The 25,928-nt window shown below is 68.7% G+C and carries 24 protein-coding genes; 7 read left to right on the forward strand and 17 right to left on the reverse strand.

All coding sequences use genetic code 11. From position 1 onward, the window contains the following. Positions 1 to 32 precede the first annotated feature (32 nt). Complete coding sequence (guaB, locus tag IT779_RS14600) at positions 33 to 1,577, reverse strand: IMP dehydrogenase (RefSeq protein WP_196149847.1); 1,545 nt, start codon at positions 1,575 to 1,577, stop codon at positions 33 to 35. Positions 1,578 to 1,815: 238 nt separating this feature from the next. Here guaB and IT779_RS14605 point away from each other — a divergent pair, with 238 nt between their 5' ends. Beyond that, positions 1,816 to 2,226, forward strand: coding sequence for a DUF5319 domain-containing protein (locus IT779_RS14605; RefSeq protein WP_040704598.1), 411 nt, complete (start codon positions 1,816 to 1,818; stop codon positions 2,224 to 2,226). A 276-nt stretch (positions 2,227 to 2,502) separates the two neighbouring features. Here IT779_RS14605 and IT779_RS14610 read toward each other — a convergent pair whose 3' ends face one another. The 3 genes from IT779_RS14610 to IT779_RS14620 form a co-directional block, all read right to left on the reverse strand. Continuing rightward, on the reverse strand, positions 2,503 to 3,633 hold the full coding sequence (locus IT779_RS14610; protein WP_196149848.1) for an anti-sigma-D factor RsdA: 1,131 nt from the start codon (positions 3,631 to 3,633) through the stop codon (positions 2,503 to 2,505). Beyond that, entirely contained in the window at positions 3,626 to 4,204 is a 579-nt protein-coding gene (locus tag IT779_RS14615) for a sigma-70 family RNA polymerase sigma factor (RefSeq protein ID WP_040704595.1), read from the reverse strand. Before IT779_RS14615 ends, IT779_RS14610 begins: the two co-directional genes overlap by 8 nt. A gap of 133 nt (positions 4,205 to 4,337) precedes the next feature. Continuing rightward, positions 4,338 to 5,279 carry a hypothetical protein gene (locus IT779_RS14620; RefSeq protein WP_196149849.1) on the reverse strand — a complete coding sequence of 314 codons (942 nt, stop codon included), beginning with the start codon at positions 5,277 to 5,279 and terminating at the stop codon, positions 4,338 to 4,340. Positions 5,280 to 5,901: 622 nt separating this feature from the next. Here IT779_RS14620 and IT779_RS14625 point away from each other — a divergent pair. The 3 genes from IT779_RS14625 to IT779_RS14635 all read left to right on the forward strand — a co-directional run bounded on the left by IT779_RS14625 (position 5,902) and on the right by IT779_RS14635 (position 7,464). After that, on the forward strand, positions 5,902 to 6,195 hold the full coding sequence (locus tag IT779_RS14625; protein WP_040704593.1) for a WhiB family transcriptional regulator: 294 nt from the start codon (positions 5,902 to 5,904) through the stop codon (positions 6,193 to 6,195). 455 nt (positions 6,196 to 6,650) lie between these two features. Further along, positions 6,651 to 7,214, forward strand: a complete 564-nt coding sequence (locus IT779_RS14630; protein ID WP_196149850.1) for a sigma-70 family RNA polymerase sigma factor — start codon at positions 6,651 to 6,653, stop codon at positions 7,212 to 7,214. A 1-nt stretch (position 7,215) separates the two neighbouring features. Next, the gene (locus IT779_RS14635) at positions 7,216 to 7,464 is read left to right on the forward strand and encodes an RskA family anti-sigma factor (protein ID WP_196149851.1); all 249 of its coding nucleotides are present in this window, start codon (positions 7,216 to 7,218) and stop codon (positions 7,462 to 7,464) included. Positions 7,465 to 7,581: 117 nt separating this feature from the next. On the opposite strand, the gene groL is transcribed toward IT779_RS14635, so the two are convergent. Next, positions 7,582 to 9,192, reverse strand: coding sequence for a chaperonin GroEL (gene groL / locus IT779_RS14640; protein ID WP_196149852.1), 1,611 nt, complete (start codon positions 9,190 to 9,192; stop codon positions 7,582 to 7,584). A gap of 109 nt (positions 9,193 to 9,301) precedes the next feature. Beyond that, positions 9,302 to 9,604, reverse strand: a complete 303-nt coding sequence (gene groES, locus IT779_RS14645) for a co-chaperone GroES (protein ID WP_040704586.1) — start codon at positions 9,602 to 9,604, stop codon at positions 9,302 to 9,304. 780 nt (positions 9,605 to 10,384) lie between these two features. Between groES and IT779_RS14650 the strand changes: the two genes are divergently transcribed. Next, positions 10,385 to 11,899, forward strand: a complete 1,515-nt coding sequence (locus IT779_RS14650; protein ID WP_196149853.1) for an Hsp70 family protein — start codon at positions 10,385 to 10,387, stop codon at positions 11,897 to 11,899. A gap of 236 nt (positions 11,900 to 12,135) precedes the next feature. On the opposite strand, the gene tsaD is transcribed toward IT779_RS14650, so the two are convergent. The 7 genes from tsaD to IT779_RS14685 form a co-directional block, all read right to left on the reverse strand. Continuing rightward, a complete protein-coding gene (tsaD, locus tag IT779_RS14655; RefSeq protein ID WP_196149854.1) occupies positions 12,136 to 13,179 on the reverse strand; it encodes a tRNA (adenosine(37)-N6)-threonylcarbamoyltransferase complex transferase subunit TsaD in 1,044 nt (347 codons plus the stop codon). Next, entirely contained in the window at positions 13,176 to 13,682 is a 507-nt protein-coding gene (rimI, locus tag IT779_RS14660; RefSeq protein WP_196149855.1) for a ribosomal protein S18-alanine N-acetyltransferase, read from the reverse strand. The genes tsaD and rimI overlap by 4 nt, the downstream gene beginning before the upstream one ends. Positions 13,683 to 13,687: 5 nt before the next feature. Further along, a complete protein-coding gene (tsaB, locus tag IT779_RS14665) occupies positions 13,688 to 14,383 on the reverse strand; it encodes a tRNA (adenosine(37)-N6)-threonylcarbamoyltransferase complex dimerization subunit type 1 TsaB (protein WP_196149856.1) in 696 nt (231 codons plus the stop codon). Between the two features lie 99 nt (positions 14,384 to 14,482). Then, positions 14,483 to 14,926, reverse strand: coding sequence for a tRNA (adenosine(37)-N6)-threonylcarbamoyltransferase complex ATPase subunit type 1 TsaE (tsaE, locus tag IT779_RS14670; protein WP_196149857.1), 444 nt, complete (start codon positions 14,924 to 14,926; stop codon positions 14,483 to 14,485). A 212-nt stretch (positions 14,927 to 15,138) separates the two neighbouring features. After that, positions 15,139 to 16,242: an alpha/beta fold hydrolase gene (locus IT779_RS14675; RefSeq protein ID WP_196149858.1), complete on the reverse strand. Its 1,104-nt coding sequence runs from the start codon at positions 16,240 to 16,242 to the stop codon at positions 15,139 to 15,141. Between the two features lie 99 nt (positions 16,243 to 16,341). After that, positions 16,342 to 17,481 carry an alanine racemase gene (gene alr, locus IT779_RS14680; protein ID WP_196149859.1) on the reverse strand — a complete coding sequence of 380 codons (1,140 nt, stop codon included), beginning with the start codon at positions 17,479 to 17,481 and terminating at the stop codon, positions 16,342 to 16,344. 338 nt (positions 17,482 to 17,819) lie between these two features. After that, entirely contained in the window at positions 17,820 to 19,271 is a 1,452-nt protein-coding gene (locus IT779_RS14685; RefSeq protein WP_196149860.1) for an NAD(P)H-hydrate dehydratase, read from the reverse strand. A gap of 590 nt (positions 19,272 to 19,861) precedes the next feature. Between IT779_RS14685 and IT779_RS14690 the strand changes: the two genes are divergently transcribed. Next, positions 19,862 to 20,296 carry a cupredoxin domain-containing protein gene (locus IT779_RS14690; protein ID WP_196149861.1) on the forward strand — a complete coding sequence of 145 codons (435 nt, stop codon included), beginning with the start codon at positions 19,862 to 19,864 and terminating at the stop codon, positions 20,294 to 20,296. A gap of 34 nt (positions 20,297 to 20,330) precedes the next feature. Here the strand turns inward: IT779_RS14690 and glmS are convergent, their stop codons facing one another. After that, on the reverse strand, positions 20,331 to 22,211 hold the full coding sequence (gene glmS, locus IT779_RS14695) for a glutamine--fructose-6-phosphate transaminase (isomerizing) (RefSeq protein ID WP_196149862.1): 1,881 nt from the start codon (positions 22,209 to 22,211) through the stop codon (positions 20,331 to 20,333). Positions 22,212 to 22,247: 36 nt separating this feature from the next. Here glmS and IT779_RS14700 point away from each other — a divergent pair, with 36 nt between their 5' ends. Beyond that, positions 22,248 to 23,105: a dienelactone hydrolase family protein gene (locus IT779_RS14700; protein WP_196149863.1), complete on the forward strand. Its 858-nt coding sequence runs from the start codon at positions 22,248 to 22,250 to the stop codon at positions 23,103 to 23,105. A gap of 21 nt (positions 23,106 to 23,126) precedes the next feature. Here IT779_RS14700 and IT779_RS14705 read toward each other — a convergent pair whose 3' ends face one another. The 3 genes from IT779_RS14705 to IT779_RS14715 are packed head-to-tail and all read right to left on the reverse strand — an operon-like array spanning position 23,127 to position 25,779. After that, positions 23,127 to 23,510 carry a hypothetical protein gene (locus IT779_RS14705; protein WP_196149864.1) on the reverse strand — a complete coding sequence of 128 codons (384 nt, stop codon included), beginning with the start codon at positions 23,508 to 23,510 and terminating at the stop codon, positions 23,127 to 23,129. Positions 23,511 to 23,550: 40 nt separating this feature from the next. After that, positions 23,551 to 25,395, reverse strand: a complete 1,845-nt coding sequence (locus IT779_RS14710) for a hypothetical protein (RefSeq protein ID WP_196149865.1) — start codon at positions 25,393 to 25,395, stop codon at positions 23,551 to 23,553. 51 nt (positions 25,396 to 25,446) lie between these two features. Then, positions 25,447 to 25,779 carry a hypothetical protein gene (locus IT779_RS14715; protein WP_196149866.1) on the reverse strand — a complete coding sequence of 111 codons (333 nt, stop codon included), beginning with the start codon at positions 25,777 to 25,779 and terminating at the stop codon, positions 25,447 to 25,449. Between the last annotated feature and the right edge of the window lie 149 nt (positions 25,780 to 25,928).

Genomic DNA, 25,928 nt, shown 5'->3' on the forward strand with positions numbered 1-25,928 from the left:
CCCTGGAAGGTTGGGTCGGGGGTGGGGAATTCCTAGTTGCGGCCGGTGTAGTTGGGGGCCTCGACGGTCATCGTGATGTCGTGGGGGTGGCTTTCCTTCAGGCCCGCGGCGGTGATCTGGACGAACTGGGCCTCTTGGAGGTGGGCTATCGACTGGGAACCGGTGTAGCCCATGGCGGCGCGGAGGCCGCCTACGAGTTGGTGGATCACCTGGTTCACCGGGCCTCGGAACGGGACCCTTCCTTCGATGCCCTCGGGGACCAACTTGTCCTCGGCGAGGACGTCGTCCTGGAAATAGCGATCCTTCGAATACGACTTCGCTTGGCCTCGGCCCTGCATGGCGCCGAGGGAACCCATTCCCCGGTAGCTCTTGAACTGTTTGCCGCCGACCAGGATCAGTTCGCCGGGCGATTCGGCGGTGCCCGCGAGCAGGGAGCCGAGCATGACCGTCGAGGCGCCCGCGGCTATGGCCTTCGCTATGTCGCCGGAGAACTGGATGCCGCCGTCGGCAATCACTGGGATACCGTGCGGCTTGCAGGCGGCTACGGCCTCGAGTATCGCGGTGATCTGGGGAGCGCCTACGCCCGCGACGACGCGCGTGGTGCAGATGGAGCCGGGGCCGACGCCGACCTTCACCGCGTCCGCGCCCGCCTCTACCAGCGCGAGCGCGCCCGCGCGGGTCGCGACATTGCCGCCGACGATCTGGATGCGGTCGCCGACCTCGGTCTTGACCTTGGTGACCATCTGGAGCACGCCTGCCTGATGTCCGTGCGCGGTGTCGACCACGAGGACGTCCACGCCCGCGTCGGCCAAGGTCATGGCGCGCGACCAGGAGTCCGCGCCGACGCCGATGGCGGCGCCGACCAGCAGGCGGCCGTCGCGGTCCTTGGTGGCGTTCGGGTACTGATCGGTCTTGACGAAGTCCTTGACCGTGATGAGCCCGCGCAGCCTGCCGTTGCCGTCGACGATGGGCAGTTTCTCCACCTTGTGGCGGCGCAGCAGGCCGAGGGCGGCCTCGGCGGTGACGCCCTCGCGGGCGGTGATGAGCGGGGCCTTCGTCATCACGTCGGCGACGCGGCGGTCCTGATCGACCTCGAAACGCATGTCGCGGTTGGTGATAATGCCCACAAGGGCGCCGGTCTCGTCGACGACCGGAAGGCCCGAGATGCGGAACCTGGCGCACATCGCGTCGACCTCGGCGAGCGTGTCGGAGGGGCGACAGGTGACCGGGTCGGTGACCATGCCCGCCTCGGAGCGCTTGACCGTCTCCACCTGCGCCGCCTGATCGGCTGCGGCGAGGTTGCGGTGCAGCACGCCCATGCCGCCCGCGCGCGCCATGGAAATGGCCATCCTGGCTTCGGTGACGGTATCCATCGCCGAACTGACCAGGGGGGTGCGCAGGCGGATCTCACGGGTCAGCAGACTCGAGGTCTCCACCGAACTGGGGATGAGATCCGACGCGGCGGGCAGCAGCAGCACATCGTCGAATGTGAGGCCGAGCATGGCGATCTTGTTCGGATCGTCGCCACCCGTATGGGGGCGCACTGCGATACGTTCGCCCGTTACGGGATTACTCATTCGGATCGACCCCTCCTGGAATTCCAAAGCGAGCGACGCAGGCACGACCGGCGGCACGCACGAACTGATGGGATGAACGGTGACGGCGACGACAAGCGTGTCGGGAACTGGGCGACGCCTGCGTCCATGGTATCTGGCCCGCAAACTCGGTCACGACCGCGCCTCGGCGCCCGCCTCGCGCGAAACTGGCATGCCGCATCGCTGGCGTGAACCCCCCTGTTCTGCGTACCGTGGGTGTGTGCGTGACCATCTACCACCTGGCTTGCCGCCGGATCCGTTCGCCGGAGACCCCTCCGACCCGTCCGCCGCGCTCGATGCCATCGAGCCCGGTGAACCGCTGGATCCCCACGAGCGCCTCGCGGTCGAGGAGGATCTCGCCGATCTCGCTGTCTACGAGGCGCTACTCGCGCACCGCGGCATCCGCGGACTCGTGGTCAGTTGCGAGGATTGTAGGCAGGATCACTACCACGATTGGGACATGCTCCGCGCCAATCTGCTCCAACTACTGGTCGACGGAACGGTCCGCCCCCACGAACCCGCCTACGACCCGACGCCCGAAGCGTATGTCACCTGGGATTACTGCCGCGGCTACGCGGACGCCTCGATGAACGAGGCATTCCACGGTGACGGCTTCGACGGTTTCGACTGAACAGTCGCTTCTGATTCCCTCCCGGTCGACACCCGTCCGGGACGACTGCCGCGCGACAGCTCACGTTCCAACACGCACATCGGAACGTGAGGCGCCACGCGGAGCATCCCGGACGGCTCACGATTGCTCGTCTCCGTAGGCCCCCCTGTGCCCGAAACCACGGCCGTGCCCGAACGGGGGTTGTCGAAGCACGAAAAAACCGATCGCCGTTGCGGCGATCGGTGCGAGGGCGCGAGACCGGTCCGCCGTAATTTCAGCGGCCCGGTACGGCGACGATCAGCTGGGCCGATTCGGAAGAGTGAAGGGCACGGTCGGAACCGGAATCGCGGGATTGGGAACCTGATTCGTGGGGTGGGTCGGAAGATCGATGCCACCGGTCGGCGGCGCCACGGTCGGGACGGAATTGATCGTGGTGGGTGGAGCCTGCGTCGGCGGAGCTTGGGTCGGCGGCTCCTGCGTCGGCGGGGCCTGGGTCGGCGGCTCCTGGGTGACCGGCGGAACCGTGGTGCCGGGTTCGACGGGCTGGGTCGGCGGCAACGTGACCGTCGGCGGCTTCGGCGCCTCCGACGGCACGTTGGTCACCGTCGGAGCCTGCACGATCGTCGCATTCGGGGTGGTCTGTTGACTCGCGGGCTGCCCCGGCGCGCTCGGCGCGGTGCTGGCGATCGTCCCGGCCGTCGGCTTGGTGGGTTCGGCGGACTTGGTCAGCGCCTCCACCTGCTCGGCCAGACCCGAATTCGCCACGCGCAGTGCGGCGAGCACCCGCTCCCAGTCGGCCTGGAGTTTGGCCTTCTTGTCGGGGTCGGTCACCTGATCGACATTGGCCTGCGCGGCCTCGAGCTGCGCCTTCGCCGCGACCGGGTCGTTCTTGGCCAACAGTTGTTCGGCCTGGTCCAGCTGGCTGTCCGCGCGATTGACCACCGTGGTCTGGGCCTGTTCGCTGAACACGACCTCTTTGACCCGCCACAGCGGATTACCCGGTTCCGCGTTGTAAGAGAACGCCGTCAGACCGCCGATGACGAGGGCGAATGCCGCAGCCGCGCCGAGAATGGGACGAACAAGCCGCAGCCGACCGCCGGTCCTGGCTTCCACCCTGACCTTGCGCGCGCCGATCTCCTGATGCACCGCCGCGACCACCGCGTCGAGATCGGGACCGCTCGGCAGCGCGGGCTCGACGAGCTCCGCGCGCCAGTCCGCGAGCAGCGCCGCCAGCTGGAATTCCTCCGCGCTGTCGGTCTGTACCTGCCCGTCGCTCGCGATCGCGTCGATCAGCACGTCGTCACGACGCACCGCGGCGATATCGACCGGTCCGGTGTCACCACCGGAACTCCCGGCGTAGGGACCGCTGTTACGCGATCCACTCCGCGCATTCCAGTCGCCTCGACCGCGCTCGCCATCCCTAGCCATACATTTCACCTGCCCTCGCCACTTGTGACTTGAGTTTCGCGAGTGCCCTGTGCTGGGCGACTCGTATCGCACCCGCCGTACTGCCCACGGCGACCGCGGTTTCTTCCGCTGACAAACCCATGACCAAACGCAGAATCAAGATTTCTCGATGCTTTTCCGGAAGTGTCGCGAGCAGACGATTCATCTGCCTGCTCGTCTCGGATTCGAGAGCTCTTTGTTCCGGCCCCTGGTCGGTGGATATGACATCTGGTACTTCGGCCATCGCCTCCGCCTTGTTACGGGCGGCGTTTCGATGTGCGTCGGCGACCTTGTGCGAAGCGATTCCGTATACGAAAGCCATGAAGGGTCTACCCTGGTCTTGATACCTGGGCAGGGCCGTCATCACGGCCAGACATACCTCCTGCGCAACATCGTCGGCGGAGAGCTGGCCGCGCTCCGCCGCTCCGATCCGCGCACGGCAGTATCGGACCACCAACGGGCGGATCAGCTCTAGTACCTGAGCTAAAGCGGATCTGTCGCCCTGCGCTGCGGCAGCGACGGCGAGGTCCAACTCTTCGCCCGTGTTCGTCATCGTCAGAGAGATTCCCGGCGTTACAAGTGACACAAGCCCGATGACCTGTGCTTCCGCCGAAGCGACGGAACGGCTCTAACAATAGCGATACCGGCCACACCACTGGGCAAGACGGTCTGTTGTGGTCGCGAGCTCATTTGCCGTGTCGCACGGGACCCGAGGTCCGAAACCGCCCGCCGCGCCGGGCAATCAGTTCGCCACACGCCGCGGACTCGTCGGCGGCGTCCTGGTCACCGAGGCCGATTCGCAACATGGCGCAGGCCCAAGCCAGCGGAACCAGACCGTGTTCCGTGCACCCGCGCGCGACGCCCGCCGCGAGTTCGGCCGCGCTGTCGACATCACCGCTCGCGGTCGCGACGGCGGCCAGGATCAGCGCGGATTTCACCCGGTGCCGCACCGACGGACCGGCTTCGGCGAGCGCGAGCGCCGTCTCGGCGTGCGGTCGCGCCCGGTCGGGGCGACCCGCCGCCAGCGCGGTCTCGGCGCTCACCCAGTGCAGCCGGACCAACGCCCTCGGGCGCCCGTGCGCGAGGCCACCGACGCGGTGCAGCAACCGCCACGCGAGGTCGAGTCGCCCGGTGCCGATGGCATCCGCGGCGAGCCCGGTCATGGCGTCGCATACCGCGTCGATACGGTCGGGTGGGGTGGCGAATTCGGCGAATTCGGCGGCTTCTGCTGTACCAGGGACGCCGTTTGTCGTAGTTGGGACATCGGGGTCGGCGAGGGCTCCGGCAAACACGCTGTCGGCGCCGGAGGAGAACGGAATCACCGCGAGCGCGCGACCGTCGAAGGCGGCGGCATCGGCGTGTCCGCCCAGTTGGCGCAGCAGCGAGCCCTCCGTACTCGCGGCGAGGGACAGTGTTATCGGGGCTCGCCCGGTCCGCCGTATCCGCCCGAGTTCGGCGCGCGCGGCGGCGTAATACCCCTGACCGCCGAGTACGACGGCGCGCAGCCAGTGCTCGTAGGCGTCGGCGGCGGCGGGCAACTCGGCAGCGGCGAGGCCGGGACGATCACCGAAGGCAGCCGCGGTGAGCGTCTCGCGGCGGGGATCCTGGAGTGTAGCTGGCACGAACACGGCCGAACTGTATCTGCCGCGCGCGGCCGAGGGTGGCGAGCCCGGACGGCGGGGTCCGGCGGGCAACTCTCCAGCAGTGTCGAGGCCCACGGCGTGTTTCCATCAGGTAAATCTCACGCGGGCATTGCCGGATCAGCGACGATGCAAATTCACACCCGTTTCGCGCAATTAACCTGCGCGCCCCGCTTCCGCCATCTCCGACCCACCAGATGGAAGCTTCCGATCTTCCCGCCCGCGAACCCGATACCGACCGGCAACCGCCGCAGCAATCGGGATACTCGCCAGTATTGCGACCTCTACCTGCGGAAATGCAAACCTGCTGAGACCAGATGAGGTCCAGCCGCCCACTAGCCAACCGAACAGTATCGCCGGAGCCACCGTAAAAAGTAAACAGCGAGTAGGTTAAATCTCGCTGTTGAAGATTTGGGAAACCAGTGCGTCGAACTATTGACGGAATTTCGCGGCCGGCCCTAACGTAGCTCATCGCCACGGTCGGCGCCGCGCGAAATTGCAGCGACCGAAGTGGCGAGCCTCGGGCCACCGCCGATCCGGCCTCGGTCCGAGAATTCGCAGAACCAACTGCTCGACAACGCTGACGAGCTCGCATCACGAGGAGTTCACCATGCCCATGCCGACCCACCTTCCGGGACCGAACGCCGACGTCTGGGATTGGCAGATGCGAGGATCGTGCCGCGGGCAGGATTCCGCGGTGTTCTTCCATCCCGACGGTGAGCGCGGCCGCGCGCGCACCGCTCGCGAGATGCGCGCCAAGGAGATCTGCCGCAGCTGCCCCGTGCTCATGCAGTGCCGCAGCCACGCGCTGAAAGTCAGCGAGCCGTACGGCATCTGGGGCGGGATGTCGGAGACCGAGCGGGAGATGCACGCGCGGCGCAATCGCCGCCGCATGGCCGTATAAAACGGTATTTCGAGGAACCCGCCCATCCGAACCGGACGGCGCGCCGAATGCCTAGCAAATAACCGGCCACTTGAATACCGGTGCGAGGACACTCGATACGGCAGCGGATCGCGGTCGTGCCCGCGGCGACACATCGACGCCGTGGCGCCCGAATCCGAGTCGGCGTGCGGACCACCCGCGGTCACCACCGCGGGCCCGGATGCCGAGGCGGCTCGAAGCCGCCGCCGATCCCGTGCCCCTTCCGTGTCCTCGCACGATACTCCCGCTACGCAGAGGTTTCCCGGAAATTTGCCTGTACGCGCGATTCGGCCGACACCCCACCGGAAGGGAGGCGATAGCGGCGCGCTACGGTAGTGACCGATGACACAGAATGGAGCGTTGTGACAACGCGGTGGCCGGCCGCAGAGGGCGACTCGTTCCGTAGAGAAGCCATCCCACCGAGCGTGGATTCTGCGATGTCGGCACGCGCCGCCGAAAGTATCGAGCTCGCCGCCCTTTTGCATCGATGCGGCCGAGCCGATCAGCAAGCTTTCGCCGAACTGTACGACCGGACGTGTGCGCGCGTCTTCGGTCTGGTGCTCCGGGTGCTACACGATCCGGGGTACGCGGAAGAGACCACGCAAGAGGTCTATCTCCAGATCTGGCGTACCGCAGCCAGTTTCGACCCCGCGAAGGGGTCGGCCGTGACCTGGCTCATGACCCTCGCCCACCGCCGCGCCGTCGACCGGGTACGCGCCGAACAGGCGCACACCCAACGTGAGGTCGCATACGGAATACGGGTGCTCGGCAACGAATTCGACGAGGTCACCGAAGAAGTCGAGCGCAGGCTCGAACAACAGGCCGTACTCGAGGGGCTGACGTCATTGACGCACACCCAGCGGGAGGCCATCTCGCTCGCCTATTACGGCGGGCGTACCTACGCTGAAGTAGCTACTTATTTGGGCGTTGGATTACCGACCGTTAAGTCCCGAATTCGGGACGGATTGACACGACTGAAGAAAAGTTTGGGGGTGACGTGAGATGAACGAAGCCCGGATCGATCTCGCGCACGCCGTCGCGCTCGGATCGATCGGCGACGAAGACCATCACGCGGTACAGGAATTGCTCGACAGCGAGGACCCCGCCATGCGCGCGGAGTTCGTCGCCGAGGTGCGGCGGACCGGCGAGGCACTGTCCGCCCTCGCGCAGGCGACGGCGACACCGCCACCCACGGAACTGCGCGGCCGATTACTCGCGGCCATCGCCGAGCAACCGCAAGTCGCGTCCTGAGTCTTCGCGCCCGGCATTCGCCGTCTCGCAGGACAACGCCGGTCCGCCCCCAAAGGGTAGACCGCGACGAAGGCCCCTCGGATCACCGATCCGAGGGGCCTTCCTGTGCGTGGCGCGTCAGTGGCTGTGGCCGTGATGCGAGTGGTCGGGCTCCGCGTCGGCGGGCTTGTCGACCACGGCGCTCTCGGTGGTGAGCACCATGCGCGCGACCGAGGCCGCGTTGACGACGGCCGAGCGGGTCACCTTGACCGGGTCGACGACACCGTCGGTGAGCAGGTCGCCATAGGTGAGGGTGGCTGCGTTGAAGCCCTCCTTGCCCTCGGTGACCTTGCTGACCACGACCGAACCGTCGACGCCCGCGTTGGTGGCGATCCAGTACAGCGGCGCCCGCAGCGCGATGCGCACCGCCTCGACGCCGACGGCCTGATCGCCGGACAGCGAATCGCGCAACTCGACCAGCTTGGCCGCGGCCTGCACCAGCGCCGTGCCGCCACCGGGCACGATGCCCTCCTCGACGGCGGCCTTGGCCGCGCTCACCGCGTCCTCGACCCGGTACTTGCGCTCCTTGAGCGCGGTCTCGGTGGCCGCGCCGACCTTGATGACCGCGACGCCGCCGGACAGCTTGGCCAGCCGCTCCGCCAACTTCTCCCGGTCCCAGTCGGAATCGGAGGCCTCGATCTCGCGACGCAGCTGCGCGGCGCGCGCATCGATGTCGGCGGTGGTGCCGCCGCCGTCGATGATGGTGGTCTCGTCCTTGGTGACCACGACGCGGCGCGCCGAGCCGAGCACCTCGAGGCCCGCGTCGCGCAGGTTGATGCCGAGATCGGTGTTGATCACGGTGGCGGCGGTGACGATGCCGAGATCGTCGAGGAACGCCTTGCGGCGGTCACCGAAGAACGGCGCCTTGACCGCGACGACCTTGATCGTCTTGCGGATGGAGTTGACCACGAGGGTGGACAGCGCCTCGCCCTCGATGTCCTCGGCGATGATCAGCGTCGGCTTGCCCGCTTCGGCGATCTTCTCGAGCAGCGGCAGCAGGTCGGGAAGCGAGCTGATCTTCTCCCGGTGCAGCAGGATGTAGGCATCCTCGAGCACCGCCTGCTGGCTGTCCGGGTCGGTGATGAAATACGGCGACAGGTAACCCTTGTCGAACTGCACGCCCTCGGTGACGACGAGTTCGGTCTGCAGCGTCGAAGACTCCTCGACGGTGACGACGCCGTCCTTGCCGACCGTGGTCAGCGCCTTGCCGACCATCGCGCCGATCTCCTCGTCCCGCGAGGAGACGGTGGCGACCTGGGCGATGGCCTGCTCGCCGGAGACCGGGGTGGCCAGCGCGAGCAGCGCCTCGGAGACCGCGTCGGCGGCCAGCGCGATGCCGGAGCCGAGGGTGATCGGGTTGGCACCCGCCGCCACGTTCTTCAGTCCGGCCCTGACCAGCGCCTGGGCGAGGACGGTCGCGGTGGTCGTGCCGTCGCCCGCGACGTCGTTGGTCTTGGTGGCGACGCTCTTGACCAGCTGCGCGCCGAGGTTCTCGAACGGATCCTCGAGCTCGATGTCACGCGCGATGGTGACACCGTCGTTGGTGACGGTCGGGCCGCCGAACGACTTCGCGAGCACCACGTGCCTGCCGCGCGGGCCGAGGGTTACCTTGACGGCGTCGGCGAGCTTGTCGACACCGCGTTCCAGAGCGCGACGAGCCTTCTCGTCGAACTCGATCTGCTTTGCCATATGTCCTTTTCCTTGGAGTAGGCCACGAACGACGCTGCCCCGGCCCCGCTACGGGGAACCGGGGCAGTGTCGATACGACTCGATCCCGACCGCGAGGCCGGGAACACGGTCACTTGCTGACGACAGCCAGCACGTCGCGCGCGGAGAGGATCAGGTACTCCTCGCCCTGGTACTTGATCTCGGTGCCGCCGTACTTGCTGTAGATGACGGTGTCACCCTCCTGGACGTCCAGCGGGATGCGCTTCTCGCCCTCGTCGTCCCAGCGGCCGGGGCCGACGGCGACGACGGTGCCTTCCTGCGGCTTCTCCTTCGCCGTGTCCGGGATGACCAGGCCGGAGGCCGTCGTCGTCTCGGCCTCGTTGGCCTGGACGAGGATCTTGTCCTCGAGCGGCTTGATGTTCACGCTCGCCACGTTGAGCCCTCCACTTTCAGGGGATTTACGGTCGTCCGGAACTGTTGTCCCGGACCGTCGGTGTCGTGTTGTCTCGCGCGGCCGGTAGGCGCGGCCCGGAAGGCCTGGCCCGCGGCCGTTCGATCTGACCCCTGCGCATAGCCCCGTCGTCGCGGGTGCCGGGACCCCTGCTCAGTGGTCAAAGCTTGGCACCGCACATCACTAGGTGCCGACTAGCACTCTATACATGAGAGTGCCAGCGCTCAAGGGCAGGCGGTGCCAACACCGAACGGGGACGGTTGTCTCCGACACTTCGGACTTCCCTTAGTCTCGTTTGATCTGTAACGTTCGGATAACGGATTGTGACAGTATCAGCGACGGTCGCGGGCGGGTCGCCGTGTTCAGCACGAGCAGGCGTCACAACGCGCGCGTTCGTCGGCACGAATACTCGGTATCACGAGACGACAGGTATCGCGCGACAACGGATGTCACGGGGGCCTACGTCGAACACGTCCGGGAGCGTCACAGCGCACCACCCGTCATATCGCACACAGTCACACCGCAAGACACGCGTCACCCCCGAGAACAAGCACCAGAGAGCAAACGCACGTGATCGAAGGCCGTTCCCCGCGACCCGAGCGGACCACGGGTCGGCCGGGTCGCGCGTCCGGTGTAGCCGGTGTGTTCGCTGTGCGCGCGTTGGCACGACAACCCGTTTCGAGATGGTTTCCGACACGATGACGATCAGCTCGGTGGCAGGCAACGCCACCGGTTCGGCCCGCGACCGGGAGGGAGGTGAAAATGCGAACATCACTCGGCATCTCGGCCGGGAACGAGGTCGTGTGCTCGGCCGTCGTGTCCACCGCGCCCAACGGCGCCCAGACTTTCGATTACCGGGTCGTCTCCGCTGACGCCGCGCACTCCGACCTCGGTGATCTCGTCGCCTCGTCGATCGAGTTGATGACCAACCAGCTACCGACGAGCCGGCTCGGCTACGACGCCGCCTTCCCGGCCGACGCGCGCTCCGCCGCCGCCAAATCCACCGGCCGCGATGGCGTTCCGACGAGTGTCGCGGTGGCCTATCGGAGCAAGGAACAGGCACAGGTGATCCGCGCGGCCACCGGCAAACAGCGCGACCTGCGGCTGGTGCCCGAGGGCGACGCGGCGCTCACCTACCTGCGCCACACCGGCCTGCTCGACCGGTACGACACGGTGGCGATCATCGATCTCGGCGCGTCCGGGCTCAGCGTCACCGTGGCCGACCGGGCCGAGAGCTCGATCCTGCGCTCCGAACGCACCACCGTCATCAGCGGCAACGCCATCGACGACCTGATCTACCAGCATCTCGTCGACCTGCACTACGCCCGGCGCGGCACCAGGCCCAATCGCGGCATGCTCACCAATCGCGGCCGCGCGGCCAAGGAACACCTGTCGGTCGCACCCGCGGTCACCATCGACCACGTTGCCGGGCGGCCGCTGAAGCTGACGCGCGCCGATTTCGAGGAACTGATCACCGAACTGCTGCGCGACACCGCCGCTTTCGCCGCCGCGGTCTTCGCAAGGGCGTCCCGGTATCCGCAGGCCGCGGTGGTCATCGGTGGCGGAGCCAATATCCCGGCTGTGGTCTCCACGCTGTGTCACCGGCTGAAGCTGCCCGTGCACACCGTGGAGGACCCGGAGTCCGTCATCGCCAAAGGCGCCGCGCTGGTAGCCGATTCGGCGCAGCCGTCGAGCGCCCCGGTCACCGCGCGCGGCGCCGACACGTCGGCGGGCACCTTCACCAAGGTCGCCGGCATACTCGCGGGCGCGATCGCGGTGGTCGGCCTGGTGATCGGCTACGGCATCAAGACCTTCGCGCCCACCTCCGACGATCAGGTCTCCCCCGCGGGCACCACGAGCAGCGCGCAGCACGTGCCGTCCTCCGTCGCGCCCAGTTCCGGTGACACCACCCGTCCCTCGACTCCGACCGGCACACCGGACCCCACCGAAACGCCCGACGGCAGCGGCCAGGTTCCGACCACGACGGCGACACCCATACCGTCCACCCAGCCCACCTTGCGACCCGATCCGAACCTGCCGCCGATCCCGTACCCGGCGGAGATCCTCGGACCGCTGCTCGGCGGTCGGTCGACGCCATCGGGGGCGGCCACCGGCCACACGTCAGCACCCACCACGGGAGCCGCGCCGTCCACTCCCACGCAGGAGCCCGCGCGGTCGAGCATCCCGCTTCCGGCGCCGCCGCACGACCCCGTGGAGTCCTCGGTGCCCGCGCCGCTCCGGCCGTTGCCGGGTGAATCCGGAAGCGCCGCAGGCTGAATCGGTGCGTGCCGGGCACCCTTGGGAGACGGACCGTTCGGTTCTCCGGGATGCGGCAGAGTCGTCCGGATGCGTCCGGAACACGCCGTGCACGCACCGACAACCTCGCCGCGAAACGCACCGACAGTACCGCCGCGAGATGCGCCCGGAACCTGTCCGTGGACGATGTTCGGAACACCGCCGCGCGAGCTAGTCCAGGGGCCGAGCAGTTCAGGGCATTTCCGCCCTGAACGCGCTCAGAAGACCTGACTCGTGGAGACCGCGAGACCGGGGTCGGTGGCGACCGTCAGTTCCGAAGGCTGCGCACCGCCCCCGATGACATGCGCGCCGAGCGCCGCGATCATGACGCCGTTGTCGGTGCACAGGCGCGGCTTGGGCACCCGGAGGGTGAGTCCGGCGTCGGCACAGCGCTGTTCGGCCATCGAACGGATGCGGGAGTTCGCGGTCGCGCCGCCGCCGAGCACCAGGGTGTCGACGCCGAGATCCGCGGCCGCACGCACCGCCTTCATGGTCAGCACGTCGGCGACCGACTCCTGGAACGATGCCGCGATATCGCCGATCGGCAGGTCGTCGGGGCCGACGCCCTTGCGATGCGCGGCCTCCACGTAGCGGGCCACCGCGGTTTTCAGGCCGGAGAAGGAGAAGTCGTAGCGCGAGTCGCGCGGACCGGTCATGCCGCGCGGGAACGCGATCGCGGCGGGGTCGCCGTCGCGGGCCGCGGCGTCCAGCGCCGGACCGCCCGGATAGCCGAGCCCGAGCAGTCGGGCGACCTTGTCGAAGGCCTCGCCCGCCGCGTCGTCCACGGTGCTGCCGAGTTCGGTGATCGGCCTGGCCAAGTCGGTGACGTGCAGCAGATGCGTGTGGCCGCCGGAGACAAGCAGCGCGACGCACGGCGGCATCGGACCGTGCTCGAGGGTGTCCACCGCGACGTGTCCGCCCAGATGGTTGAGCGCGAAGAACGGCACATCCCAGGCCGCCGCATAGGCTTTCGCGGCCGCGACACCGACCAGCAGCGCGCCCGCGAGACCGGGGCCGATGGTGACGGCCAGCGCGTCGGGTTTGGCGACACCGGCCGCGGCCAGCGCCCGCCGCATCGCCGGGACGATGGCCTCCAGATGCGCGCGCGAGGCGATCTCGGGAACAACGCCGCCGAAGCGCGCGTGCTGATCGACGCTGGAGGCCACCTCGTCGGCGAGCAGCACACAGGAGCCGTCGGCTGCGGCGCGGACGATACCGACACCGGTCTCGTCGCAGGAACTCTCGATGCCCATGACGATCACGACAGCACCTCGTCCGGATCGGGCAGTTCCGGTCTGCGCATGGTGTACGCGTCGGCGCCGCTGGGGTGGTAGTAGTTCTTGCGCAATCCGATGATGTGGAAGCCGTGCTTGGCGTACATCGAGATCGCTGGCTCGTTGTCGGTGCGCACTTCGAGGAATACCGGGCCGCCGCGCTTGTCCGCCTCGGTGAGCAGCACCTCGAGCAGCATGGTTCCGAGGCCGCCGCGATGGCAGGTCGGGTCGACGCCGATGGTGTGGATCTCGGCCTCGGGATGTTCGGCGTCGCCGAGCAGCGCGATACCCGCGTAGCCGACCGTCCGGCCCGCGCCGTCGCGCGCCGTGAAATAGCGGTTGTGCGGCGCGGCCAGCTCCGAGCGGAACGCCACCGTGTGCCACGGATCGTCCTCGGGGAACAGCAGTTGCTCCATTTCGACGCAGCGCGCGATATCGACGACGTGCATCGGGCGGACGCGGAACTCCCGCGGGCGCGCCTCGGTGTCCATCGCGTTCACGCTCCCGTCCGATCGAGGGTGCGGAAGCTGTTCTCCACCGCGTCCGGCCTGCGCAGATACATCGGCGTCAGCGGCTGCGGCACGGCGCGTGCCAGCAGTTCGGCGGACGCGACGCGGACCAGGCCCGCGGGTGACGGCGTTTCGACGGGCAGCACCGGCAGGTCGAAGAAGTCGACGTGGGAAGCCGATCCGGCGATCACCTCGGCCTGCGCCGAATCCAGGTCGCCGGGTTTGACGACCTCGGGTCCCGCGGTGCGGACGCCGTCGCGGTAGCGGGCCCAGTAGATCTCGCGGCGGCGCGCGTCGGTGACCACGAGCAGTTCCCGGCCGGGCGTGAGGTCGGGCGCGCAGTCGGCGGCGACCGCGTCGAGGCTGCACACCCCGTACACCGGGAGACCGAGCGCGTCACCGAACGCGGCGGCGGTCGCCATGCCGACCCGCAGCCCCGTGAACGGGCCAGGGCCGACACCGACCACGACCGCCACGATATCGGCTCTGGAACGGCCTGCCTCGGTGAGGCATTCGAGGATCTGCGGGGTGAGCACCTCAGCGTGCGCCCGAGGGTCGACCCGGACTCGCGAGGCCACCGTACGCACCTGCGGCACGGCGTCCGCGTCCGTCGCGGCCTGCCCCAGTTCCACCAACCCGGCTGTCACGGCGGGTGTCGCGGTGTCGACAGCTAGTACAAGCATGATTGCCCAACGATACCGGGTGGTAGCGGGCAGCCGTACCGAGCTACCGCGCGGCGTCGGCGCGCTCGGCGCCGCCGCGGCAGGCGGATGTGATCGACGCTACTCGACCCATTCCCAGACGGCGGTCCGCACATCGGATTCGGGCTCGCGTGACAGCCGCACCCGCAGGTGCCGGTCGGCGAGATGTTCGACCACGCCGAGTCCCCATTCCACCACCACCACGGCGTGCTGGAGATCGGTGTCGAGGTCGAGGGCGTCCAACTCGTCGAGATCACCGCCGAGCCGATAGGCGTCGACATGCACCATCGGCACCGCGCCCGCCGCCGCGCCCGCCCGGTGCTGGCGCGCGATGACGAATGTGGGCGAACTCACCCGGCCCTGCACGCCGAGCCCGTCGGCTATCCCCCGCGTCAACGCCGTCTTGCCCGCGCCGAGCGGACCGTCGAGAACCACCAGATCGCCTGCGGTCAGGTCGGCGGACAACTCGCGCCCGAGCGCCTCGGTGTCCTCGACCGTCGGCAGCTCCCGCCGCTGCTGCGCCACCGCCGCCTCCGATCGTCACAGTCGAATCCGCACGAGCGTACCGACGCGAGCCCGGTCGCGATCCGGCGGGCGGGGCGTCGGTCTGCCGCCGACAGCCGCGCACCACTCGCATCGATCAGCCCCTACGACCCATGCCGTTCAGCCGACCACGGCTCGCGTCTATCGACCGCCCACAGACCGGCACCGCTCGAACGGCTCGCCGGGCGGGCCGATCAACTGCCTGCGGCCTCGGGGTCGGATCGCCTCGGCACGAAGCGCTCGTGTGCCAGTGCGCGCACCAACAGTTGATCGAGCGCCTCCGCGACCACCTCCGGGTACTGCATGTGCGGCATGTGGGCGGCGTCGTCGATGCGCACCAGGAAACTGCCCGGCAGGGCGCGGTGCAGGGCGCGGGAATTGCGGAACGGGATGACCAGATCGTGGCCCGCGCCGAGGACGAGTACGGGCAGCTCGGCCAGGATCGGCAGGGCCGCCGACTCGTCGTGCAACTCGATGGCCTTCAGGAATTTGACGATCGTCTCCACGGGCGTGCGGTCGATCATCAGGGTCGCGAAGCGGGACAGCGTCGGACTGACCGGGCCGTGGAACGAACTCACGTGCAGGATCGGCGCGATGACCTGACGCACCGAACTGCGCCCGGCCTGCACCAGCGCGGGCGCGGTGTGCACGGCCAGGCGGAAGCCGTCGATCGCCGGATTGCGCAACAGTTGCGTGACCCCGGCCGCGGTCACCTCCGCCGCGGCCGTCGACAGCAGCCCGACGCCGATCACGCGCGCGGCGAAGAGTTCGGGGGCGTGCGCGGCCGCGGCCAGCACCGCCATACCGCCCAGCGAATGTCCGATCACGAGCACGGGTCCGGTGGGCGCGGCGCTCTCGATCACGGCCGCCACATCGCGCCCGAGCTGGGCGACGGTACAGCTCTGCGTGCTCGGCGTGCCGGACCGACCGTGGCCGCGCAGGTCGAAGAACACCATCCGAACCCGTTCGCCCCAACGCTTTTCCAGATCGCGACGCTGGAAGTGGAAGGACTCCATGCTGTTACAGAAGCCGTGCACGAAGATCGCGGTGACCGGCGCGTCCGGCGGCCCGCATTCACGGGTCGAGAGCCGCACGCCGTCCTCGGTGAGCACCGCGCCCGCACGATCGCGCTCGAGCAGGGTGAAATCCTCGTCACGGTATTCGTCACGATGGGCAGGCCACAGCACCTGCGAACCGAGTCGGCGCAGGGCGTGCGCACCGGCGAGGGCTCCGACGACCCCGGCGGTCGCCAGACCACCGCGCAGGACGGTAATGCGATTCGAACGTCGCGATCCCATCGGAACCCTTCCAGATGACGGCCTATCCAACGAGTCGACCACATCGGGTGCGGCACCAACAACAGCAACGGCGTGGCGTCCCCCGCCGGGCCGCCGGGTTCAACCGCCGATATGCCGACGGATTACCCGCCCTTTGGGCGCGCACACCACCTCGTAGTGGATGGTGTCGAGCAGATCGGCCCATTCCTGCGCGGTCGGCTCGCCCGCACCGCCGCCGAACAGCACCGCGGTATCGCCCTCGGTCACGCCGGCGGGGTTGTCGCCGAGGTCGACGACGAACTGATCCATGCAGACCCGCCCGACGCTCGGTCTTCGCCGACCGCCGACCAGCACGTCGAACCGTCCGCTCAAGAGCCGGAACACCCCGTCGGCGTATCCGGCGGGCACCAGGGCGACGGTGGTGTCGCGCGGGGCGATCCACCGGTGGCCGTAGGAGACGCCCTCCCCCGCCGGAACCCGCTTGACCAACGCGACCCGCGCCTGGAACGTCATCGCGGGCCGCAACCCGACCTCGGGCAGGCCGGGAATCGGCGCCAGCCCGTACACCGCGATGCCGGGACGAACCATGTCGAAGGCCAGATCGGGGCGGGTCATGGTGGCGGCGGAATTCGCCAGATGCGTCAGTTCCGGCCGCAGACCGGCCGCCCGCGCGGCTTCGACCGCCGCGACGAACCGCTCGCGCTGAATGTCGAGGAACGGGTGCTCCGGTTCGTCGGCGTGCGCGAGGTGGGAGAACACGGCCCGCAACCGCACCACGCCCTCCGACTCGAGCATCCGCAGTTCGGCGAGGACCGCCGGATACTCGTCGGGCGCGATGCCATTGCGGTTGAGCCCGGTGTCGACCTTCAGCGCCACCACGGCGGTCCGCCGGATGCCACGCGCCGCACCCGCGACCGCACGCAGATGCGCGAGCGAGGGGACGCCGATCTCGATATCGGCCGCGATGGCGGCCGCGTAGTCGGCGTCGGCGTTGTTGAGCCAGCACAGGATCGGCGCGGTGATGCCCGCACCGCGTAATCGCACCGCCTCGGCGACGGTGGTCACCCCGAGCTCCGCGGCCCCCGCCCCCAACGCGGCCCGCGCCACCTCGACCGCCCCGTGGTTGTACCCGTCGGCCTTCACCACCACCATCACCGCCGCGTCACCGGCGTATCCGCGCAGGACACGCACATTGTGCGCGATGGCGTCCAGGTCGACGACGGTCTCCACTTGGGCATTCACGGCTAAAGATCCTGCCATCCCAGCGCCGCCCGCAACGCGCGCCACGATCCGGTCGGCCCGGCGAGGCGGCCTGATAGCCGGACCTCAACTGGTCGAATGAACAGCTCGGTGATTTCGTACACGCGAAGTCCGGATCGCACACAACCCGCAGGCGCAGCGGGTAGGGCGCCCCACACACACGCGTTCCGCATTCCGGCCGTGGGCGCCGCACCGTGTTCCTGATCATTTCTGGGAGTGAGCCCTCCGGCACACTTCTTGGCGGTAGCCGGCTGGTGGGTGGGCACTCTGTGCTCCTTCCGCCTCGTGTCCCTGCAACGCCCACGTTTCCCTCGAACGGCGCCGATGCGGCGCGGGATTCAGGCCGTGCCGGTAGCGGTGAGGGCGCGCAGGGTGCGGATCGCGGGGCGGAGGTGGTTGAGGAGAGGGTCGGCCGAGATGGGGGCCGCGGTGGGGTGGTCGGCGTGTGCGGCGAGATTCGCGGCCAGGCTGTGGACTCGGGCCGCGGCGGCGGCGGACCAGGCGGGGTCGCGGCCTGCGGCGAGCAGTGCGCCGATGATGCCGGAAAGAACGTCGCCCGCTCCCGCGGTCGCGGCCCATGAGCCGCCCGCCTCGTTGACGAAGGTCGGGCCGCCCGGTGTGGCTACGAGGGTCGCTCGGCCCTTCAGCAGGACGGTGACACCCCATGATTCGGCGAGTTCGCGTACCGCGGCAACCCTGTCTTCGCCGACCTCGTGACCGGTCAGGCGCGCGAATTCGCCCGCGTGCGGGGTCAATACCGTGGGGGCGGTTCGGGTTCGGAGCGGGGAGGGGTCGGCGGCGAGCAGGGTGAGGCCGTCGGCGTCGACGACCACGGGAACCTCGGTCGCCAGGATGCGGTTCAGGCGGGTGCGGGCGTCGTCGTCGGTGCCCGCGCCGGGGCCGAAGACCCAGGACTGGACGCGGCCGGTGCGTTCGATGGTCGGCGCGGCGACCACTTCCGGACAGCGGGCAAGCACATCGGCGGCGCCGGTGCCCGCGTAGCGGACCATGCCCGAGGTGGCGGCGACGGCCGCGCCGGTGCACAGGACCGCCGCGCCCGGATAGGTAGCGCTGCCCGCGCAGACGCCGGTCACGCCCTGGGTGTACTTGTCGTCGGTCGGACCGGGCACCGGCCAGTCCGCGCCGATCCCGGCCGGTTCGAGTGCGGCCAGATTCGCATCGGGCAGGCGTAAACCTATGGGCACCAGTTCGATTCGCCCGCACCACGGCGCAGCGAGCGCGTGCACCGGCTTGTACGCGCCGAAGGCGACCGTCACCCGCGCGCGCACGGCGGGTCCGGTGACCGCGCCGGTGTCGGGGTCGACGCCGCTCGGCAGATCGACCGCGATGATCGGAACATCCAGTCCCGCGACGATCTCGGCCGCGCGCGGACGCAGCGGGCCGCGCCCTGAGATGCCGACGATGCCGTCGATCACCAGGTCCGCCGCGCCGACCTCGTCGCGCACCCGGCCACCCGCGGCACGCAATGCCGCGAGCCCTTTCGCATGTGCGCGTTCGGGATTCAGCAGTACGGCCGTCACCGCGACACCGCGGCGGCGCAGCATCGAACCCGCCCACAGCGCATCACCGCCGTTGTCGCCTGACCCGACCAACAACGCCACCGCACGACCAGCAACGCCACCGGTGCGCGCCCGCAACTCCGCCGCGACGACCCCGGCCAACCCGTGCGCCGCCCGCCGCATCGGCACCCCGTCGGGCACCCGCGTGAACAGTTCGGCCTCCGCCGCACGCACCTCGTCGGCGGTGAAATATCCCCGTCGCGTCGACATCGACGTATCGCCTCCCTCGATCGGGTATCGCGCAAGAAGCCCGTCGCACCGGACCGCCCCGACCCTACCCGCCGCACCCGACGCCGGACCGTCCGTACTCGTGCGGCGGCGCTCCCACCCCGATCCGACGCAGGTCGACGCGGGTCATCTTGTACGTGCGCCTGCGCCTCCCTCCCCCGCCGGATCCGCCGAAGCTCGAAGCATGCCGCCCGCACGCGCACAGCGGCGCTCCTCACGCTGATCCGGCGCTGGTCGACGCGGGCCATTCACACACGCGTGGTGTGACACTCTCCGTGCTGATCTACCGCAGGTCGACGCGGACCGCATTCACACGCGGTACAGCACTCCTCACGCTGATCCGCCGCCGAGCGGCAGCAGAGAACCGATCGCGCCACCCACCGCGCGGACGGTACCGCGGCCAACGTAGGTATTCGACCCGGCGCTTCGACGTGAATTCGGATTCGACGTCACACCGACGCCTCGTTCGGTCATCTCCAGGTTCTGCGTGTTGTCCGCCCGAGGTGCCGGCGGAATTGCCGGGCGCGGTGCCGCGCGGGTGGTGTGAGACCTCGCGGCTAGGCTTGGGCAGCATGTCGATCCGTAGTCACGTCAACGGTAGCCGCGTCAACGCAGTGCGGATCGTGACCGCTGTCCTCCTGTGCGCCGCCGTGGCGTCGAGCGGCTGCGGATCCGATGAATCCGCGAGCACGGCGACCACCTCCGCCGCAGCGAGCGCCGCGAATCCGACGAGCGCCGGACCGCGCGAATCCGCCGCGGTCACCGTGCGCGTCGACGACATGAAGTTCTCGCCCGCCGAGGTGACCGTGCAGGTCGGCGACACCGTCACCTGGAAGTTCAGCGACCGGTTCCCGCATTCGGTGCAGGGCATGGGCGACAAGGCGATGGGCATCAACAGTCCCATCTACAACACCGGCGAGTGGAGCTACACCTTCACCTCGGCGGGATCGTACCGCTATCTGTGCTCCCTGCACCCGGAGATGCGCGGCACCGTCACGGTGCGGTGACCGGCGGCGCCGGTTGCGACGCCGCCGGTGAAACCTATTCGACCGTAACGGATTTGGCCAGATTGCGCGGCTTGTCGACGTCGTAGCCTCTGGCCTGGGCCACCTCCGCCGCGAAGATCTGCAACGGCACCGTCGACAGCAGCGGCTGGAACAGGGTCGGCGCGGACGGGATCTCGATCAGGTCGTCGGCGAACGGGCGCACCGTGTCGTCGCCCTCCTCGGCGATGACGATGGTCCGCGCGCCGCGCGCCTGGATCTCGCGGATATTGCTGAGCAGTTTGGAATGCAGCACCGCGCGTCCCTTCGGGGACGGCATCACCACGATCACCGGCAGACCGTCCTCGATCAGGGCGATCGGGCCGTGCTTGAGCTCGCCCGCGGCGAATCCCTCGGCGTGCATGTACGCCAGTTCCTTGAGTTTGAGCGCCCCCTCCAGTGCCACCGGATAGCCGACGTGGCGACCGAGGAACAGCACCGTCGGCACATGCGCCAACTCTCGCGCGATCGCGCGCACCTGCGGCCCGGTCTCGAGCACCCGTGCGACCAGCTTCGGCATCGCCTCCAACTCGGCGAACTCGCGAGCGACCTCGTCGGGGTACTTGGTGCCGCGCGCCTGGGCCAGCGCGAGACCGACCAGGAAGTTCGCTGTCACCTGGGCGAGGAAAGCCTTGGTCGAGGCAACGCCGATCTCGGGACCGGTCCTGGTGTAGAGCACGGCATCGGATTCGCGCGGGATCTGCGCGCCGTTGGTGTTGCAGATCGCCAGCACCCGCGCCTTCTGGTCCTTGGCGTGGCGCACGGCCTCCAGCGTGTCGGCGGTCTCACCGGACTGGGAGATCGCCACGACCAGCGTCGAGCGGTCGAGCACCGGATCGCGGTAGCGGAACTCGCTGGCCAACTCCACTTCGACCGGCAGTCTGGTCCAGTGCTCGATGGCGTACTTGGCCAGCAGACCCGCGTGATACGAGCTGCCGCAGGCCACCACGAAGACCTTGTCGAACTCGCGCAATTCCTGCTCGGCGAGGCGCTGCTCGTCCAGCACGATCCGGCCGCCGCGCTCGTCGACGGTGAAATGGCCGATCAAGGTGTCCGCGACGCCCGCGGGCTGCTCCTCGATCTCCTTGAGCATGAAGTAGTCGTGACCGCCCTTCTCGGCGGCGGCCAGATCCCAGTCGATGGTGAACGGGCGGGTCTTGCCGTCGACCGCGTTGCCGTCGAAGTCGGTCACCGCGTAGGAGTTCGCGGTGATGACGACGGCCTGGTCCTGACCGAGTTCGACCGCTTCGCGGGTGTGCTCGATGAACGCCGTCACATCGGAGGCGATGAACATCTCGTCCACACCGACGCCGACCACCAGCGGGGTGGAACGACGAGCGGCGATGATCATGCCAGGATGGTCGGCGTGGGTGAACACGAGGGTGAAGGCGCCTTCGAGCCTGCGCAGCACCGACAGCGCGCTGGCCACGAAATCGCCCGCCGTCGGGCCCGCCGCGTAGGCGAGGCCGACGAGGTGGACCGCCACCTCGGTATCGGTATCGCTGCGCAGTTCGACACCCGCCTGCTCGAGTTCCTTCCGCAGCGGCGCGAAATTCTCGATGATGCCGTTGTGCACCACCGCCACCTTCTCGGTGACGTCGCGGTGCGGGTGCGCGTTGCGGTCGGTGGGCGCGCCGTGCGTGGCCCACCTGGTGTGGCCCATGCCCGTGGTACCCGCGAACCGCTCGTTACCGGACTCGGCTAGCTCGGCCTCCAGATTCGCGAGTCGTCCTGCCTTACGTTCCACCGCCAATGCGCCCGAACCGCCGAGGATCGCGACTCCCGCGGAGTCGTATCCTCGGTATTCCATGCGGCGCAACGCGTCAACGACAATGCCGAGCGCGTCCCGGTACCCGACGTAGCCAACGATTCCGCACATGGCTCACCAGAGTACTTATCGGATAACGTTCTCGTCGTGTCGGCGTCTGTGAAATCACTTCTGAGCACCCTGACCAGCCGTGGCCCGCATCGGGTGTTGCGCGGCAACCTGGCCATCGCGGGGCAGCCCGGCGTTGTCTACACCCCCGAAACCGGTCGGAACCTGCCCGCGATCGCCTTCGCGCACGGCTGGCTGACCGGCGTGTCGCGCTATCGGCAACTACTCGAACACCTGGCCTCCTGGGGTTTCGTGGTCGCCGCCCCCGACACCGAGCGCGGCCCGATTCCGTCACATCTCGACCTGGCGACCGATCTGCTCACCACCCTCGACATCGTCACCGGCGTACGCCTCGGCGACGGCGAGATCAGCGTGCACCCCGATCGGCTCGTCCTCGCCGGGCACGCCATGGGCGCGGGCGCCGCCGTACTCGCCGCCGGGCAACGCGAGGTGGCCGCCGTCGCGGCGCTGTTCCCGTCGCCCACCGCACCGTCGGCCGAGTCCGTCGCCCCGCGAATCGACCGCCCCGCCCTCATCCTGGCGGGCGCGCCCGACCTCGAATCGGTCAGCTCCAACGCGGTGCCGCTGGCCACCGTCTGGGGCGGTGCCAACATCCTGCGCGTGCTCGACGACGCGACGCACAACGGCATCGTCGAGGGCCGCCGCGCCCTGCGCGCCTTCGGTGTGGGCAAACACCAAGCCAAAGTGGCGAGGACCACGCGCGCCCTGCTCACCGGCTACCTGCTCGCCACCGTGCTCGGTGAGAAGACCTACGAACCGTTCGCCGACCCCGAAGCCGCCATCCCCCGCACCGAGATCTTCGACCCGCACGCCCCACGCGAGGAGGAGAAGCCCAAACTCCCCGTCGGCGCCGTCCTCGGCCTCCTGCGCAAGTAGTCGCCCTGAGCTGCGGCCTTGCTAGATCAGCCAGCTCTCACGTCGGTAGTAGGCGCCCTCGGGATCGTCGTCCTCGTCGCTGGGGGTGACGACGTCGTTGGCGCGTCTGTTGGCGAGTGAGCGGGCGATCGCTTCGCGCTGCTCGCGCGCTTCGTCCTCCAACCGTTCCCGCTCGGCGCGTTCGGCGGCTTCGCGCTGTTCGCGTTCCTGGGCCTCGGCCTGTGCCCGCGCGATGGCTTCGGCGTTGTCCTCCCAGTACCGGGCCATCTCGGCGGCGGATCGTTCCGCGAGGCGACGGGCGTCCGCTTCGGTTCTGCGCCGCAGGTCGGCCATTTCGGACAGCAGCAGGGCCGAGCGGCGGCGGGCTTCGTCGGCCGCGCGTTCGATTTCGGCCGCGTAGTTCACGCTCGTTCCCTTTCCTCAGGCGCCACGGACCGTGCCCGCGTCACAGCGGACCCGCCTCGGCCAATTGCGCGCCGCTGTCGGCGGGCTTGGCGTTCGCGCCTGGCATCGGCTTGGGTGTGTGCTCGCCGTCTTCCTCTTTGCGCGGCACCGGCGGGGTCTTGGGTACCGAACCGTTCGATCCCGATCCCTCGCCGTTACCGGAACCTCCGGAGGGCTGCTGCCCGGAATTGCCCGCCGGATGCTGCGGCGCCGCACCCTGCTCGGACTTGTTCGGCTGCCCTTCGCCGGACTTCTCCGAGTTCGGCTTGTCACCGTTCGGCTTGTCACCGCCTTGCTCGGCGCCGCCCGGCTTTTCCGACTTCTGGTCGCCCGCGCCCTGCGCGCTCTTGTCCTGCGGCTTGCTCGAATCGGAGTCGGGCTCGTGCTCGGGATTCGCGCTGTCGACCACGACGGGGATGCCGTGCTCGTTCAACTTCACGCTGTACTCGTGCTTGCTGCCGTCGGCCTCGGTGGACACCAGTTTCGGCTGACCGTCGGCGCCGATCTCGAGCGCGAGATGCTTTCCGGCGAGGTCGAATTCGGCGAGCGGTTTGCCGGTTCCGACGTTCTTCGCGGCCTCGGTCACTTTCTCCAGCGCGCCGTCGATTCCGTCCTTGATCGTGGTGCCGAGTGAGCTCAAGCCGGTGCCGAGCGACTGCGCCGCGGCGCCTGCGGCGCTGGTCAGGGTGGAGGAGAGCTGACTCAACGAAGCCAGGCCCTGGAGCGCGTTCTGGGTGCCGGTGTTCAGGTTGGTGCTCGACGGGACATTCGTCGTCGGAGTGTTGGTAGTGGGGTTGTTGGTTGTCGGTGTGTTCGTCGACGAGGGCGTGGTGTTCTTCGACGGCGTGTTCGTACTCGACGGAGTTCCGCTCGAATTGTTGCCGGAGTTGTTGTTCGACGGGGTTCCGGAGGAATTGTTCGACGTGGGCTTGTCGGTGGACTGCTGCTCACCGGCGGGCGCCGGATAAGGGTCGTCGTCCAGGGCTTTCAGCGCGGCGGCCAGCGTGGCGTACTGCGCCTCGAAGGCGGTGTGCGCAGTTTCGCAGCCGGTGGTGAACAGCGTCATCTTGCCCTCGTAGTCCGGCTTGAACACCGTGTCCAGCCAGTCCGAGCAGCGTTTCCTGAGTCGCTCCGCGTAGGTGCCGTCGGTCAACTCCGTGATCGGCAGGTACGTCGACAAGCCGGTCGCCTGGAAGAAATTCGTCACGCTGCCGGTGGGCGCCATATCGGGGAAGATCTCGGCGAGTTTGTCCGCGAGCGTCCCGCCGGCGAAGATCGTGAACAGGGTGCCCGACTGCGCGCCGGAGATGATCTCATCGATATCCGCCGGGCTCTTGCCATCGATCCGCACGTCCGTCTGCCCGCCGAGCAGATCGAGCGTCATCTGGGCCTTGGCGATGACCGCGTCGCGGAACGGGGTGATGGTCTTGCGGATGGCGTCGACGGCGGTGCGGACCTTCGCGCGATCCTCGGCCGCGAGCGTGACCTGCTTGGTGAGCATCTCGATACCGGCCTCGGCGGCGGCGCCCTGCCACATCGACGGCAACCGCCGTGCCACCTGCTCCTGCGTTGCGCCCTGCTCCTCGGCGACGGCCAGCATCTTGTTCAGGCTGTCGGCGGCGGTTTCGAGCTTGGCGAGGTTCATGCCGCGTTGCATGTCGTACAGCCATTCGAGCTTCTGCACCGAGTAGCCGCCGTCTTTCGTATTGCCGCCCGCGCCGCCGAAAGCCCGGCGATACCGCGATTCGAGTTGGATCCAGTACTGGAGACCCGGCGCACCCTCGTCGAGGATCTGGTCGACGGAGCGATTGCGCATCCGCTCCGAGAAACCGTCCACCACTCCCATTACGCGCGGCCCCTTCCGATCGGCGAATTCGACATGTCCACCCCTGCCCGATCAGACCTTGCCGGTCTTCCTGGCGTTGTTCTCATCGACATCGGCGGTCTCGATGGACACCTTGCCGATCGCGCTCGCCGTGTCCTCCACGGCGGTGGTCCAGATATTCAGCCAGTTCACCACCCGCGTCATGGCGTCGTGGACCTCCTGCCCGCGCGCGACGTACTCCTTCCCGGCCTCACAGTCCTGGCCGTTGCGACCCGCGCCGAACAAATTGTTCGAGATGTCGCCGACGTAGTTGCGCACGGTGGCCGCCGAATGAGCGAGATCACTTGCTGCCGTGGACAACCCGGCCTGATCGACAACGAAACCGCCGGAAATCGTGTGGCCCATCACCCCTCCATATCCGAACCGATTCGACGTGCCGGGCTTCTGCCGTACTTGCTTGGACGCGCGGGACGGGTTCGTGGTTCCACGGAATCCACATCGGACGCACGTCATCCGTCGGGAACATACCGGGCGGGTGGCTGTCACGAGCCCCC

The organism is Nocardia bovistercoris, from assembly GCF_015674855.1.
In the GTDB taxonomy this organism is placed as follows: domain Bacteria; phylum Actinomycetota; class Actinomycetes; order Mycobacteriales; family Mycobacteriaceae; genus Nocardia; species Nocardia bovistercoris.